Annotated in this window: 15 protein-coding genes and 1 pseudogene; 9 read left to right on the top strand and 7 right to left on the bottom strand. The window is 70.2% G+C overall.

What is annotated here, in order from left to right; all coding sequences use genetic code 11:
• Positions 1-296: pseudogene (locus tag AOK24_RS36145) on the bottom strand (chromosomal replication initiator protein DnaA); the annotation flags it as partial.
• Between the two features lie 376 nt (positions 297-672).
• Between AOK24_RS36145 and rpmH the strand changes: the two are divergent.
• The 9 genes from rpmH (at position 673) to AOK24_RS36100 (ending at position 7,742) form a co-directional block, all read left to right on the top strand.
• On the top strand, positions 673-810 hold the full coding sequence (gene rpmH / locus AOK24_RS36140; protein ID WP_003975051.1) for a 50S ribosomal protein L34: 138 nt from the start codon (positions 673-675) through the stop codon (positions 808-810).
• A gap of 21 nt (positions 811-831) precedes the next feature.
• Positions 832-1,203, top strand: coding sequence for a ribonuclease P protein component (rnpA, locus tag AOK24_RS46720; protein ID WP_079057172.1), 372 nt, complete (start codon positions 832-834; stop codon positions 1,201-1,203).
• A complete protein-coding gene (yidD, locus tag AOK24_RS36130) occupies positions 1,200-1,553 on the top strand; it encodes a membrane protein insertion efficiency factor YidD (RefSeq protein WP_055724192.1) in 354 nt (117 codons plus the stop codon). The genes rnpA and yidD overlap by 4 nt, the downstream gene beginning before the upstream one ends.
• Before the next feature lie 3 nt (positions 1,554-1,556).
• Positions 1,557-2,837, top strand: a complete 1,281-nt coding sequence (yidC, locus tag AOK24_RS36125) for a membrane protein insertase YidC (protein WP_055724191.1) — start codon at positions 1,557-1,559, stop codon at positions 2,835-2,837.
• Positions 2,838-2,852: 15 nt separating this feature from the next.
• Positions 2,853-3,362, top strand: coding sequence for a Jag family protein (locus tag AOK24_RS36120; protein WP_055724190.1), 510 nt, complete (start codon positions 2,853-2,855; stop codon positions 3,360-3,362).
• A gap of 140 nt (positions 3,363-3,502) precedes the next feature.
• Positions 3,503-4,219 carry a 16S rRNA (guanine(527)-N(7))-methyltransferase RsmG gene (gene rsmG / locus AOK24_RS36115; protein WP_055724189.1) on the top strand — a complete coding sequence of 239 codons (717 nt, stop codon included), beginning with the start codon at positions 3,503-3,505 and terminating at the stop codon, positions 4,217-4,219.
• 303 nt (positions 4,220-4,522) lie between these two features.
• The gene (locus tag AOK24_RS36110) at positions 4,523-5,596 is read left to right on the top strand and encodes an AAA family ATPase (RefSeq protein WP_079057171.1); all 1,074 of its coding nucleotides are present in this window, start codon (positions 4,523-4,525) and stop codon (positions 5,594-5,596) included.
• Positions 5,593-6,693 (top strand): ParB/RepB/Spo0J family partition protein, encoded by a 1,101-nt coding sequence (locus AOK24_RS36105; protein WP_055724187.1) that lies wholly within the window; start codon positions 5,593-5,595, stop codon positions 6,691-6,693. Before AOK24_RS36110 ends, AOK24_RS36105 begins: the two co-directional genes overlap by 4 nt.
• 431 nt (positions 6,694-7,124) lie before the next feature.
• Entirely contained in the window at positions 7,125-7,742 is a 618-nt protein-coding gene (locus tag AOK24_RS36100; protein WP_055724186.1) for a GNAT family N-acetyltransferase, read from the top strand.
• Between the two features lie 101 nt (positions 7,743-7,843).
• Here the strand turns inward: AOK24_RS36100 and trxA are convergent, their stop codons facing one another.
• The 6 genes from trxA to murJ form a co-directional block, all read right to left on the bottom strand.
• Positions 7,844-8,176 (bottom strand): thioredoxin, encoded by a 333-nt coding sequence (trxA, locus tag AOK24_RS36095; protein WP_010353465.1) that lies wholly within the window; start codon positions 8,174-8,176, stop codon positions 7,844-7,846.
• 38 nt (positions 8,177-8,214) lie between these two features.
• Positions 8,215-9,180, bottom strand: coding sequence for a thioredoxin-disulfide reductase (gene trxB / locus AOK24_RS36090; protein WP_055724185.1), 966 nt, complete (start codon positions 9,178-9,180; stop codon positions 8,215-8,217).
• 159 nt (positions 9,181-9,339) lie between these two features.
• A complete protein-coding gene (locus tag AOK24_RS48885; RefSeq protein ID WP_055724184.1) occupies positions 9,340-10,263 on the bottom strand; it encodes an anti-sigma factor in 924 nt (307 codons plus the stop codon).
• Positions 10,260-10,985, bottom strand: coding sequence for an RNA polymerase sigma factor SigM (gene sigM, locus AOK24_RS36080; protein WP_055724183.1), 726 nt, complete (start codon positions 10,983-10,985; stop codon positions 10,260-10,262). The genes AOK24_RS48885 and sigM overlap by 4 nt, the downstream gene beginning before the upstream one ends.
• A gap of 26 nt (positions 10,986-11,011) precedes the next feature.
• Positions 11,012-12,718, bottom strand: a complete 1,707-nt coding sequence (locus AOK24_RS36075) for a protein kinase family protein (protein ID WP_055724182.1) — start codon at positions 12,716-12,718, stop codon at positions 11,012-11,014.
• A gap of 137 nt (positions 12,719-12,855) precedes the next feature.
• On the bottom strand, positions 12,856-14,700 hold a 1,845-nt coding region (gene murJ, locus AOK24_RS36070), incomplete at its 5' end, for a murein biosynthesis integral membrane protein MurJ (RefSeq protein ID WP_055724195.1).

The following is a 14,700-nucleotide window of genomic DNA, read 5'->3' as shown; positions in this document are numbered from 1 at the left end:
GGCGGGGCCGGGGGCTCGCCCGCGGACTCGTCGACGGTGATCGCGATCCGGATCGGCCGCCCGCACTCCCGGCTCAGGCTCTCGCTGACGATCGGCGCGAGCCGCCCCTCCAGGACGTTCTTCGCGAACTCGTTCGGTACGGCGAGCAGGGCCGTGTCCGCGACCAGCGCGAGCGGCTGGGTGCGCCGCAGCCACCGTTCGTCCTTGACCTCCACCCCCTGGCCGCGGCCCTCGCCGAGGAGCTGCTCCAGTACTCGCGGCCACACTGCGGCAAGATCGGCAGGTACGTCAGCCACAGGGCACGCTCTCTCGAAGGTCCCACGATCGTGTGATCTCGGGACGGTGCGGGATGTAAATCGGGTGGGGTGGGGGACATGGGAACGAATCGGAGTCCAGTCACGGTAGTCAGCGCGCGGGGTACGGTTCAAGTTGTTGTCCCCAGGCTGTGGACAGTGTCTCCCGCGGGCCCCTGGTTTGACCGGATGGCGTAGCCCCGCGTACCGTAACCAGGTCGAGTTGTCGATGGCTGCTGCCGCCTGCCTCCGATGGGCACAGATCGCGTCAGGTGATCGGGAAGCGGTGCACTCGGGCGTAAGCGAGAGCTACTCGTGGGCGCACGGTGACAGCCAGGACGGCACCCGCCGCCCCCGATTTGATTTCTGGAGCCCCCGAGTGAGCAAGCGCACCTTCCAGCCGAACAACCGCCGTCGTGCCAAGACCCACGGCTTCCGCCTGCGGATGCGTACCCGTGCCGGTCGCGCGATCCTGGCGACCCGCCGCAGCAAGGGTCGCGCCCGCCTGTCCGCCTGATCCCGGTCAGGTCATGCCGTCGTGCTGCCCACCGAGAACCGGCTGAGGCGGCGCGAGGACTTCGCGACCGCGGTACGGCGAGGCCGTCGGGCCGGACGCCCGACTCTCGTCGTCCACCTTCGCAGTGATGCAACGGACCCGCACGCGCCTGGGGAGAGCGCTCCCCCGACGCGTGCGGGTTTCGTCGTGAGCAAGGCCGTCGGGAAGGCGGTCGTGCGCAACACGGTGAAGCGCCGGCTGCGTCACCTGATGCGCGAGCGGATCGACTCGCTTCCCCCCGGTAGCCTGGTAGTAGTACGAGCGCTGCCCGGAGCGGGTGACGCCGGCCACGCTCAACTGGCCCAGGACCTCGATGCCGCCCTTCGACGGCTGTTGGGAGGGGGCACGCGATGAAGTACCCGCTGCTGGCCCTGATCAAGCTGTACCAGTGGACGATCAGTCCGCTGCTCGGGCCGGTGTGCAAGTACTACCCGTCGTGCTCCCACTACGGATACACGGCCATCGACCGGCACGGCGCGGTCAAGGGAACGGCGCTCACCGCCTGGCGCATCCTGCGATGCAACCCGTGGTCCCTGGGCGGTGTGGACCACGTGCCGCAGCGGAAACGACCGCGGTGGCACGAGATGCTGCGCGACGCCTGGCGTGCGCGCACGGGCGGGACCTCCGCCGCCGAACCGGCCACCGAAGGCACCAGCTCTTCGGGGTCGGCAGCAGAGCCCCCGTCCCATGCCCAAGGAGCATGATTAGTGGACACGATTGCCAGCCTGTTCAGCTTCATCACGACACCTGTGTCCTGGGTCATCGTCCAGTTCCACAAGGTGTACGGGGCCATCTTCGGCCCCGACACCGGGTGGGCCTGGGGCCTGTCGATCGTGTCTCTGGTGATCCTCATCCGGATCTGCCTGATCCCGCTCTTCGTGAAGCAGATCAAGGCGACCCGCGCCATGCAGACGCTCCAGCCCGAGATGAAGAAGATCCAGGAGCGCTACAAGAACGACCGGCAGCGCCAGTCCGAGGAAATGATGAAGCTGTACAAGGACACGGGTACCAACCCGCTGTCCTCGTGCCTTCCGATCCTCGCGCAGTCGCCGTTCTTCTTCGCCCTGTACCACGTCCTCAGTGGTATCGCCTCGGGCAAGACCATCGGCGTCATCAACGACGACCTGCTGGCGAGCGCGCGTCAGGCGCACATCTTCGGCGCCCCGCTGGCCGTGAAGTTCATGGACAGCGAGGCGACGGTCCAGAAGCTCGGCGCCTCCCTCACGGACGTCCGTGTCGTCACCGCGATCATGATCGTCCTGATGTCGGCGTCGCAGTTCTTCACGCAGCGCCAGCTGATGACGAAGAACGTCGACACCACGGTCAAGACGCCGTACATGCAGCAGCAGAAGATGCTCATGTACATCTTCCCGGTCATGTTCGCCTTCTTCGGCATCAACTTCCCCGTCGGTGTCCTCGTCTACTGGCTGACCACCAACGTGTGGACCATGGGCCAGCAGATGTTCGTCATCCGCAACAACCCGACGCCGGGCTCGAAGGCGCAGGCCGCGTACCTGGAGCGGCTCACCAAGCACGTCACGCACCACGGCAGGATCCGCCGCCGGGGCGAGAAGGCCATCGTCAAGGCGATCGTCGCCAAGGGCCGCGACCGCAACGAGGCCGAGCGCAAGTTCATCAACGGCCTGACCAAGCTGGGCCTCGCCGCGCAGGCCGACGGCAGCGTCGCCAAGAGCGAGGTGCAGGTCGTCGAGAACGAGGACGGTACGACGACGCCCGTCGGCGCCCCCAAGCGCCAGCAGCCCAAGCGCCAGTCGAAGTCCCAGCGGCAGTCCGGTCCCACCGCCGCGAAGCCGGCCGGTGAGTCCGCCCCGACGACGTCGCTCACCAAGTCCGACGAGCCGCAGGACACCCCGCCCGCCGCCAAGCCGGCCGCTCCCAAGCCGGGCACCGGCGGTGGCCGCAGCAAGGCCCAGTCCGGGCAGCGCAAGGGTGGCCCGCAGCGCCCCAAGTCCCCGTCCAAGAAGTAAGAAGGAGCCCATCCCGTGACGGAAGGCACCACCTCCGCCGCCGCCGAGGGTGCAGACACCCTGACCCGCCTGGAGCAGGAGGGCGAGATCGCCGCGGACTACCTCGAGGGTCTGCTGGACATCGCCGATCTCGACGGCGACATCGACATGGACGTCGAAGCCGACCGTGCCTCCGTGTCGATCATCAGCGACAGTGGCCGCGACCTCCAGAAGCTCGTCGGCCGCGACGGCGAGGTGCTGGAGGCGCTCCAGGAGCTGACCCGGCTGGCCGTGCACCGGGAGACCGGTGACCGCAGCCGGCTGATGCTGGACATCGCGGGCTACCGCGCCCAGAAGCGCACCGAGCTCTCCGAGCTGGGCGCCAAGGCCGCGGCCGACGCGAAGAACTCCGGCGAGCCGGTCCGCCTCAAGCCCATGACGCCGTTCGAGCGCAAGGTCGTGCACGACGCGGTCAAGGCGGCGGGCCTGAGCAGCGAGTCCGAGGGCGAGGAGCCCCAGCGCTTCGTCGTCGTGCTCCCCAGCTGAATCCGGTAGAACTCCGGTTCGGCCGACGCGTTTCTCCCGGCCCCGTCTGTCCAGTCGTGCAGACGGGGCCGGATCTTTTGTCACCCCGGTGGTTTCGGCCGGCGCTCGGTGCGCCGGTGCGGTACGGAAGGACGGTCCCCGTGACGGAGGCAGCGGAACTCCCCCCTGCGCCCGAGGAGGCTCGTGAGGTATTCGGCGATCGCTTCGCGGACGCGGTCCGGTACGCCGAGCTGCTGGCCGAGGCGGGTGTACGGCGTGGGCTCATCGGCCCCCGCGAGGTGCCCCGGCTCTGGGAGCGGCACATCCTCAACTGCGCGGTGCTCTCCGAGGCGGTGCCCGAGGACGTGACGGTGTGCGACGTCGGCTCGGGCGCCGGGCTGCCCGGTATCCCGCTCGCGCTGGTCCGGGACGACCTCAAGATCACCCTGCTGGAGCCGCTGCTGCGCCGCACCAACTTCCTGGGCGAGGTCGTCGAGCTGCTCGGCCTCGACCATGTCACCGTCGTGCGGGGCCGTGCCGAGGAGGTCATGGGCAAGCTCCAGCCCGTCCATGTGGTGACCGCCCGCGCCGTGGCCCCCCTCGACCGCCTCGCCACCTGGGGCATCCCCCTGCTGAGGCCCTACGGCGAGATGCTCGCGCTGAAGGGGGACGCCGCCGAGGAGGAGCTGAAGAGCGCGGCGACCGCCCTGACGAAGCTCGGCGCGGTCGAGACGTCGATCCTCCACGTCGGCGAGGGCATCGTGGACCCGCTCTCCACGGTCGTCCGCGTCGAGGTCGGCGAGAGCCCCGGCGGGGTGCGGTTCGCGGCGAAGCGTGCCAAGGCGGCCCGGACGGGGCGGGCTCGGCGCCGCAGGTAGCGGACCGGGCTCGACGCCGCAGGTTATGGGCCGCGCCGGAGGCGGAGCCGCCTGTGCCGGTTGCTTTCCGGCGTTTGGGTGGATATCTGACGGAGTGTCGCGGCCGTTCGGCGGGCGGCGCTGGGCATCGTGTTTCACGTGAAACGTCGCTCCCTGCTGCACGGCATCATCAGCCGTGGCCGCGCCGCGGCCGAACCCCGCGACCGTAAGCCTCTCGGTTCACTCGATGAGGGAACGGAGTTGTCCACAGAGGTGGATTTCTCCACAGAAGACCAGACCTCACTGGTTCATGACCCCGAAGGCATGGGAGGCTCTGTGCATAGCGAGCCTGATGTCGAGGAGAGTGAATCCTTGCGGTCCGACGCCAACATCGCGGGACCGATGACCGATCCGGTCCCCGGTCCCCGTACCGAACCGTTGGGGGACGATGTTTCACGTGAAACACCGCCCCCGATGGACGACACCCCGATCGGTCGTGCTGCCCAACTGGCGGTAGAGGCGCTGGGTCGTGCAGGTGAGGGCCTGCCACGGCCCGAGCAGACCCGCATCATCGTGGTCGCCAACCAGAAGGGCGGCGTGGGCAAGACGACGACGACCGTCAACCTGGCCGCGTCCCTGGCTCTGCACGGCGGCCGGGTCCTGGTGGTCGACCTCGACCCGCAGGGCAACGCCTCGACGGCCCTGGGGATCGACCACCACGCCGAAGTGCCGTCCATCTACGACGTGTTGGTCGACAGCCGCCCGCTGTCCGAGGTCGTCCAGCCCGTCGTGGACGTCGAGGGCCTCTTCTGCGCTCCGGCCACGATCGACCTCGCCGGCGCGGAGATCGAGCTGGTCTCCCTGGTGGCCCGCGAGAGCCGGCTCCAGCGCGCGATCCAGGCGTACGAGCAGCCGTTGGACTACGTCCTCATCGACTGCCCGCCCTCGCTGGGCCTCCTGACGGTCAACGCGCTGGTGGCCGGCGCGGAGGTCCTCATCCCGATCCAGTGCGAGTACTACGCCCTGGAGGGCCTGGGCCAACTCCTGCGCAACGTCGACCTGGTACGGGGCCACCTCAACCCCACCCTGCATGTGTCGACCATCCTGCTCACCATGTACGACGGCCGGACGCGCCTCGCGTCGCAGGTCGCGGAAGAGGTGCGCACCCACTTCGGCGAGGAGGTGCTGCGGACGAGCATTCCCCGCTCGGTCCGTATCTCCGAGGCGCCGAGCTACGGGCAGACGGTGCTGACCTACGATCCCGGATCGAGCGGCGCCCTCTCCTATCTTGAGGCGGCACGAGAGCTCGCGCTGAAGGGTGTCGGTCTCAGCTACGAGGCTCCCCACGCCCATATCGGCGCCCAGAACAACCCGAACATGGTGGAGGGGATCCAGTGAGTGACCGACGGAAGATCGGCCTGGGCCGCGGCCTGGGCGCACTGATCCCAGCCGCTCCGACCGAGAAGACACCGGCCCAGGCCGCGCTGGGAGGCGGCTCCACGTCCCCCGCGTCGGTCCCGCTGCTCGCCGGTGACCGCGGGGTGGCCGCGGCGAAGGTGGCCACGCTTCCGGCGCCTGTTTCACGTGAAACATTGACGGAGTCGGCCGAGCCGGAGCTGCCGGCGCCGCCCATCGGCGCCCACTTCGCCGAGATCCCCCTCGACGACATCACGCCCAACCCCCGGCAGCCCCGTGACGTCTTCGACGAGGACGCCCTGCACGAGCTGATCACCTCCATCCAGGAGGTCGGCCTCCTCCAGCCGGTCGTCGTCCGTCAGACGGGACCCTCGCGCTACGAGCTCATCATGGGCGAGCGGCGCTGGCGGGCCTGCCGCGAAGCGGGCCTGGAGGCCATCCCGGCGATCGTGCGGGCCACGGACGACGAGAAGCTCCTCCTGGACGCGCTCCTGGAGAACCTCCACCGGGCGCAGCTCAACCCGCTGGAAGAGGCCGCGGCCTACGACCAGTTGCTGAAGGACTTCAACTGCACGCACGACCAGTTGGCGGACCGCATCGGCCGGTCCCGCCCTCAGGTCTCCAACACCCTGCGGCTGCTGAAGCTCTCGCCCGCCGTGCAGCGCCGGGTCGCCGCCGGGGTGCTCTCCGCCGGGCACGCCCGCGCGCTGCTCTCCGTGGAGGACTCGGAGGAGCAGGACCGGCTGGCCCACCGCATCGTCGCCGAGGGGCTCTCGGTGCGGGCGGTCGAGGAGATCGTGACCCTCATGGGGTCCCGGCCGCAGACGCCGCAGCGGGCCAAGGGGCCGCGTGCCGGTGCCCGGGTCTCCCCGGCGCTGTCCGACCTCGCGACGCGGCTCTCGGACCGCTTCGAGACGCGGGTGAAGGTCGACCTCGGGCAGAAGAAGGGCAAGATCACCGTCGAGTTCGCGTCGATGGAGGACCTGGAGCGCATCCTCGACTCCCTGGCGCCCGGCGAAGGGCCGGCGCTTCAGAAGGGGCTCCTTGAGGGCGGCGGCGGGGAGGAAGAGGAGGCGTAAGCGGGGGGTGAGGCTTCGGCGGGCGCTCGCCGGGTCTCGGTGGGCCGGCGGGCCGTCGCCGGGTCCGCGGTCGGCGTCTGTCGCGTCGGAGTCCTTCGCGCCGGTAGCAGCTGACAGGGGAGTTCGGCGTCCTGTCGGGAGGGTGAGCGGGTCGTGTCCGGTGGGTGCCGGAACACGGCCCGCTCTTTGCCTTTCCGGCGTATCGAGGCCATCGCTTCCTGGATACGATGCGGGCGGGTATGGCGCATCCACCGGGCAGCACCTCTGAGGGGGAGGGCGGGGGCCATGCGAACGATGAGCCGGACCGGACTGGTGAGCGCGGGCCTCGGGCTGGGCGCGGTCGGCGGGTTCGTCGGCAGTCTGCTCAGAGAACGGAGCGCTCTGGCAGCCGCTCGCGACGCCGCGGGCGAGAGAAGCGAGGAACAGGCTTCATGGGGCGTCGGCTCGTACCGCTCACGCTGGACAACCTCCAGGACCTTCCCCAGCGCTGCCGCTCGTGTGTCTTCTGGGAGCTCGACCCGGTCAGCGGCGAAGCAGCGGTGAAGGCCGGGACCCCGGCGCTGGAGAAGGAGGCGTGGATCTCCGCCGTCCTGCTCGACTGGGGGTCCTGCGGGCGGGTCGTCTACGTCGACGAGGCACCCGTCGGGTTCGTGCTGTACGCGCCGCCCGCCTATGTCCCGCGCTCCACGGCGTTCCCCACGAGCCCGGTCTCGCCGGACGCCGTGCAGCTGATGACCGGGTTCATCCTGCCGGGGTATCAGGGGCAGGGGCTCGGGCGGGTGATGGTCCAGACGGTCGCCAAGGATCTGCTGAGGCGGGGGTTCAAGGCGGTGGAGGCGTTCGGGGACGCGCGGTGGAGCGGGCCGTCCTGTGTACTCCCCGCCGAACATCTGCTGGCGGTCGGCTTCAAGACGGTCCGGCCGCATCCGGTCCACCCTCGGCTGAGGCTGGAGCTGCGGACCACGCTCTCCTGGAAGGAGGACGTGGAGCTGGCGTTGGACCGGCTGCTGGGGGCAGTGCAGAAGGAGCCGGCGCTCAGGCCGCTGTAAGAGAAGCTGTAAGAGAAAGGGCCGACCCAGTGGGCCGGCCCTCATGTTTCACGTGAAACAGCGCCTCGCGTTTCACGTGAAACATCGCTTCGCGCTGAGCCTTACTCGGCGATGAACTCGTCCAGGTCGCGCAGGATCGCGGCCTTCGGCTTCGCGCCCACGATCGTCTTGGCGACCTCGCCGCCCTGGTAGACGTTGAGCGTCGGGATGGACATGACGCCGTACTTGAGCGCCGTCTCCTGGTTCTCGTCGATGTTCAGCTTGACGATCTCGATCTTCTCGCCGAACTCGGCGGCGATCGCTTCGAGGGAGGGCGCGATCTGGCGGCACGGGCCGCACCACTCGGCCCAGAAGTCCACCAGGACGGGCTTGTCGCTCTTGAGGACGACCTCTTCGAAGTCGGCGTCGGTCACATGCTTGAGGGTGCCGGCCACAGGGGCTCCTTAAATCTTCTGTGCAGGGGGAGAGGGGATCAGACGGTGGTCTTCTCGGCGGTCTGCTCCTCGTCCGCGAGGGCCGCGAGGAAACGCTCGGCGTCGAGCGCGGAGGAGCAGCCCGTACCGGCTGCGGTGATCGCCTGGCGGTAGGTGTGGTCGACGACGTCACCCGCGGCGAAGACACCGGTCAGGTTGGTCCGGGTCGACGGCGCCTCGACCTTCAGGTAGCCCTCGCCGTCCAGGTCGAGCTGGCCCTTGAAGAGCTCGGTGCGCGGGTCGTGGCCGATCGCGATGAACAGGCCGGTCACCGGGAGGTCGGACAGCTCACCGGTCTTGAGGTTGCGCAGCTTCAGCCCGGCGAGCTTCTGCTCACCCTGGATCTCGGCGACCTCGCTGTCCCAGACGAACTTGATCTTCGGGTCGGCGAAGGCGCGCTCCTGCATCGCCTTGGAGGCGCGCAGGGAGTCCCGGCGGTGGACGATCGTCACGGACCGGGCGAAGCGCGAGAGGAACGTCGCCTCCTCCATCGCGGTGTCACCGCCGCCGATCACGGCGATGTCCTGGTCCTTGAAGAAGAACCCGTCACAGGTGGCGCACCAGGAGACACCGCGGCCGGAGAGGACGTCCTCGTTCGGCAGGCCGAGCTTGCGGTGCTGGGAGCCGGTCGTGACGATGACGGCCTTCGCCTTGTGGACCGTGCCCGCGGTGTCCGTGACGGTCTTGATCTCACCGGTGAGGTCGACGGACACGATGTCGTCCGGGATCAGCTCGGCGCCGAAGCGCTCCGCCTGGGCGCGCATGTTGTCCATGAGGTCGGGGCCCATGATGCCGTCGCGGAAGCCCGGGAAGTTCTCCACCTCGGTGGTGTTCATCAGGGCACCGCCCGCGGTGACGGCGCCTTCGAACACCAGCGGCTTCAGCGACGCCCGCGCGGTGTAGAGGGCAGCCGTGTAGCCGGCGGGCCCGGAGCCGATGATGATCACGTTACGGACGTCGCTCACGGCTAGGTTCCTCGTCTCTGGTCTGCGTCGTTCGACCGGTGGGAGCATCACTGCGCTCTCACCCCACCCAACGGATACTAAGGGGCGTGCATTCCCGGTGTGTCCGGGCACACGGAGGCTCGGGCGCGGCGGTCGACGCGGTGGACGGGGCGCCGGGGGCTACGGCTGGGCGTACGAGTGCTTGAGCAGCACGTCAGCCCGGGTGGCGGGGTGCTGTTCGCAGGCGCGGTCGACGAGGTAGGCGTCGACATGGGTGCGGTCGGAGGCGTTGCGGAAGACGACGAGGAGGACGTCCTTGCCCTCGTAGACGCCTTCCTTCGAGGCGAGCGCCGAGTCCGTGCGGGCCGTGCCCTTCAGGACGCAGGCCGGGACGTTCGGCGCGCTGAGCACCTGGGGGCTCTCGACCGTGCCCTGGATCCCGACGTCGCCCTTCGGGGAGCGGGACGACGACCGGTGGGCCTGGAGGGCGGCGTCGACGGATTCCTGGAGGGTGCCCTTGGAGAAGGTGTCCGCCGCTGTGGGACCGCCGCTGTCTCCGTCGCCCCCGGCGAGAGAAGAGAGCAGGACCGAGCCGAGGCCCAGGGCGGCGGCGGTGAACACCCCGAGGACGGCCGCTGTACGGCGACGGCTGCGGGGGCGTCCCTTGGTCTTGCGGCCGGGGCCGGTGGTGGCGCGGGGGTGACCGGAAGGGCGGTCGGAGGTGCGGTCGGGGGTGTGGTCCGGGGCGGATGTTTCACGTGAAACATCGGCAGCATCGGCAGCCACCCCAGCTCCAGCCACCTCAGCCCTAACCACCCCAGCCTCAGCCACCTCAGCCTCAGAGGCCATCGCCCCCGCCCCCGCCTCCGCCGCCAGCGCCGCGTCGATCCGCAGGGCGACGTCCTCCGGCATCGCCAGCGGCTCCGGCAGCGTCCCGAGGAGTTCGCGGATCTCCTCCAGGGACGCGTACGTGTCGGCGCAGACCTCGCAGCCGTCCAGATGCCGGCGCAGTTCTGTGGTCCGGGACGGCGTGGGGAGGCCCTCGGTGAGGTCGGAGAGCTCAGCGACGTCCGGGTGCCCGGCCGTGTCCGTCGTCGATGTCACGCTCGCCCACCTCCGCCCTTCGCGGTAGCTGAATCGCCGGTCCCGGCTCCGTCCGGACCCTTTTCGCAGGGATCCGCTGCCGGTGGGACGGATGTCCCCGCTCCCCGGTTCCGTCTGGTGCCCGACTCCTTCTCGTCGCCGCTGTTTTCCGGCCGGAGATGGGTGAGCAGGGGGAGGAGTCTCGCGCGCCCTCTGGCGCAGCGGCTCTTCACGGTGCCGGTGGGGACGTCGAGCACCTTGGCCGCCTCGGCGACGGGATAGCCCTGCATGTCGACGAGGACGAGGGCGGCGCGCTGGTCCGGCGGCAGGGTGCCCAGGGCCTCGATGAGCTGCCGGTGCACATCGCCGCGCTCGACCGGCTCGGAGGCGGACTCGTGGGGTTCCAGGAGCTGTTCGAGGCGCTCGGTGTCGTCGACGGGCGAGGTCTTGCGGGAGGCGGCCTTGCGGGCCCGGTCGAGGCAGGCGTTCACGGTGATGCGGTGCAGCCAGGTCGTGACCGCCGACTGGCCCCGGAAGGTGTGGGCGGCCCGGTACGCCGACACCAGCGCGTCCTGCACGGCGTCGGCGGCCTCCTCCCGGTCCCCCAGCGTCCGCAGCGCGACGGCCCACAGCCGGTCACGGTGCCGCCGCACGATCTCACCGAAGGCGTCGGGGTCGCCTGTCACATGGCGGGCGAGCAGATCGGAATCGCTCACACCGTCGAACCCGGCGCCTTCCGCCATCGGCCTCCTCCCCCTCCGGTGAGATGTCAGCCCGTGAACTTCACGTCCGTTATGGCCTGCTTGTACCCGGCGCCGTTGTACTGGTCCGCGCCCGAGTACGGCAGCGCCGTCAGCCATACGAGAACGTACCGCGTCTTCACCGGGGACTTGGCGGAGAACGTGAGTTGGCTGCTCCTCGTCTCCTTCTCGGCGATCTTCGTCATCGAGCCGAGCGGAGCCGAGGAGGAGAGCGAGTCGGTGGCGTACAGGGTGCCGGTGGTGTGGTCACCGCCGTAGAGCAGCTCTATCGAGGCACCCGACAGCTCCTGCTCGGACCCGAGGTCGTAGACGATGCCGACGCCCTGCTTGAAGGGAGCGAGGGTGGGTCCGCCGGTGAACGTGTACGTCCGCCAGTACGTGGACGCCTTCTTGTCGTAGGTCAGCCCCACGTCGTCGGCGTGCTGCGGCTTGCCGTCCGGGTAGTACTCGGCGGCGTCCTCGATCGGCAATGTCTTGACCGGCTTCGGTGCCGAGCTCGGCTTGTCGCCGTCGTCGTCCGTCTGGGTCTGGTTGGTGTCGGAGTCGCGCTGGCCGAGGAGGGCCTCCGCGAGCTGCCAGCTGCCGAGGCCGAGGGCGGCGATGAGGAGGGCGGAGACCGCCCACTTCAGGGCCTTGCCGGTGCGGCTCTGGAGCGGGGGCGGCGGGGCCGGGACCGGCTGGGTGACGTGGGGGGCCGGACGGCCGTACGTGCCCTGCTGGTAGGTGGTGCGCTGGTAGTCCGGGGGCGCGGTGAAGACCGGCTCCGGGGGGCGGATGCGGGGCATCTCGCCGATCGCCTTGACCAGTTCCTCCGGCGTCGTGCACGCGGCCTCGTGCCGGGAGGCGGTCGCGCCGTCGTTGACGAGGGCCCGCATCGCCAGCTCGGACAGGCCGCGGTGGACGTGCGCGCGGACCTGGTCGGGGGCGATGAGGCCGACGCCCTTGGGCAGCCCGGCGAGGCCGTGCGCGTCGTTCTCGTACGGCCAGCGCTGGGTGAGGGCCGCGTACAGCAGGGCGCCGATCGCCTCGGTGTCGGCGCGCTGCGGGGTGTCGGTGGCGATGCCGCGCAGCGCCGCGTTCACCGCGAGCCCGCGGATGCGCCACTGCCCGGTGGAGGTGCGCAGCACGGTGCCCGGCGTGAGCCGCAGATGGGACAGGCCCTCGCGGTGGGCGGCGGCCATGGCCGCGGCGAGCTGACTGACCATCTGGTACGCGTCGTGCGGCTCCAGGGGCCCGGCGGCCAGCAGCGTGGTCAGCTCGACCGCGTCGGGCAGCCACTCGTGGACGACGTACACGAGGTCGTTCTCCTCGACGGCGTCCAGCACCTGCACGAACCGCGGGTCGCCGAGGAGGGCTGCCGAGCGGGCCGCGGCCAGCACGGACCGCGCTCGCGCGTGGTCGGCCGGCAGGACGTGGACGCCGACCGCGCGGCGGAGTTTCTCGTCGACCGCGCGCCAGCTGCTGAACCCGTCCAGACGGGTGACGCACTCTTCGAGACGGTACCGTCTGGCAAGTTTGTGACCGCTGTGCAGCTCCGGTGCCGAGGTCTTCCCGGGACGCTCCGTCCCGTCACTCCCCTGTACCTCGTCGCTGTCCGTGTCCCGCTCCCGGTTCTGGGCCACGCCGTCGGCCGTGGACTCGTCCGCCTGTGCGGTCGGCGGCTCGGCGCCGCCGTTCGCTGCCACGTCGACGGCAGCCGTGCTCCGTTCCGCCACCGTCGCTCCCTGCCTCCCCATGTCATCGCGCGTCGCCGGCGATCGTGCACGCCGTTCGACGCCGAACCAATTGTGCCCACAGTCCGCCGCTATGCACGACACACGGCGGCGGACGATGGTTGTGCGCTGCGGCCCGGTCAGCGACCGAGTCGTCCGCGCACCATACCGACGAGCGAGTTGAGCTCCTCGATCCGCATCCGCCGTGCGGCCACGAAGAAGACTCCGAGCAGGACCGCGCCGCCCGCCAGCAGCGCGGCGAACGAGCCGATCACGCCCTGCCCGAGCGTGTGGGCGATGCCGTAGCAGGCGGCGCCGGCCAGCAGCGCGGCCGGCACCGAGGCGATGCACAGCCGCGCGTACGTCCGCAGCACGCGCGCGCCGTCGAGGTCGCCGCCGAGCCGCTTGCGCAGCCGCGCCCAGGCGACGCCGACGCCGATCGCGTAGGCCAGACCGTACGCGCCGGCCATGCCGATCACCGCCCAGCGGGACGGCAGGACGAAGTAACACAGCGCCGAGGCACCCGCGTTGACGGCGGCGACGATGACCGTGTTGTAGAAGGGGGTGCGGGTGTCCTCGTACGCGTAGAACGCGCGCAGGACGACGTACTGCACGGAGTAGGGGATCAGGCCGAGGCCGAAGGCCATCAGCATGAAGCCCATGTTCGTGGCCTCCGAGGTGCCGGAGGAGCCGAAGATCAGGGTGCACATCGGGACGCCGAGGGCGAGGAAGCCGAAGGCGATCGGGACGATGGCGACGGCCGTGGTGCGCAGGCCCTGCGAGATGTCGTCGCGGACGGCCCCCGCGTCGTGCTCGGCGGCCGAGCGGGCCAGGCGCGGCAGCAGCGCGGCCATCAGCGAGACGGTGATGATGGCCTGCGGCAGGCCCCAGATCAGCTGCGCGTTGGCGTAGGCGGCGAAGCCGGTGCCGTCGACCGGCGAGTCCTTCCCGGCCATGGTGGACAGCTGGGAGACGACGAGGGCGCCCGCCTGGTTGGCGAGGACGAACAGGAACGTCCACTTCGCGAGGGTGACGGCCTTGCCGAGGCCGTGGCCGCGCCAGTCGAAGCGCAGCCGCATCCGGAAGCCGGTCTCGCGCAGGTACGGGATCATCGCGAGGGCCTGGACGACGAGGCCGAGCAGGATGCCGACGCCGAGGAGGCGCTGGCCCTCCGGCGGGATGTTCGTGACCTCCATGCCGGAGTGCGCGGCGGTGCCGTAGACCCAGATGAACATGCCCAGCGTCACGATGATGACGATGTTGTTGAGGACCGGCGTCCACATCATCGCGCCGAACTTGCCGCGCGCGTTGAGGATCTGGCCCATCACGACGTGCACGCCCATGAAGAAGATGGACGGCAGGAAGTACTGGACGAAGGTGATGCCGACGTTGTTGGCGGCCGGGTCGCTGGCGACGGAGTCCGACAGCAGGCGGATCAGCAGCGGCGCGCCGAAGATCGACGCGGCGGTCAGGACGCCGAGGGCGACCATGACGAGGGTCAGCAGCCGGTTGGCGAACGCCTCGCCGCCGTCGTCGTCCTCCTTCATCGCGCGCACGAGCTGCGGCACGAAGACGGAGTTGAGGCCGCCGCCGACGGTCAGGATGTAGATCATCGTCGGGAGCTGGTAGGCGACCTGGAAGGTGTCGCCGAGGAGGCCGACGCCGAGCGCCGAGACGATCATCGCGGAGCGGACGAAGCCGGTGAGGCGCGAGACCATCGTGCCGGCCGCCATCACCGCGCTGGACTTCAGCAGCCCGGCGGCCTTGCCGCCCTTCTTCACGGGAGCCGGAGCGGTGGCCGCGGCGCCGGGGACCGGTACGGGGGGCTCGGGGGCCGCCGCCGTGAGGTTCATCGTCCGGTCGTCGACGGGCGGGTACTGCGGGGCCGGGACCTGCGGGTTCTCCATGTGCGGACGGTCGGTCTGCGGGCGTGGCGTGCGGGAAGGCCGAGGAGGCTGAGGGGGTTGAGGGGACTGAGCGGGCTG

Source organism: Streptomyces niveiscabiei (assembly GCF_001419795.1).
GTDB lineage: Bacteria > Actinomycetota > Actinomycetes > Streptomycetales > Streptomycetaceae > Streptomyces > Streptomyces niveiscabiei.
The sequence above is the reverse complement of the archived record's forward strand: the minus strand, read 5'-3'. Positions and strand labels throughout refer to the sequence as shown.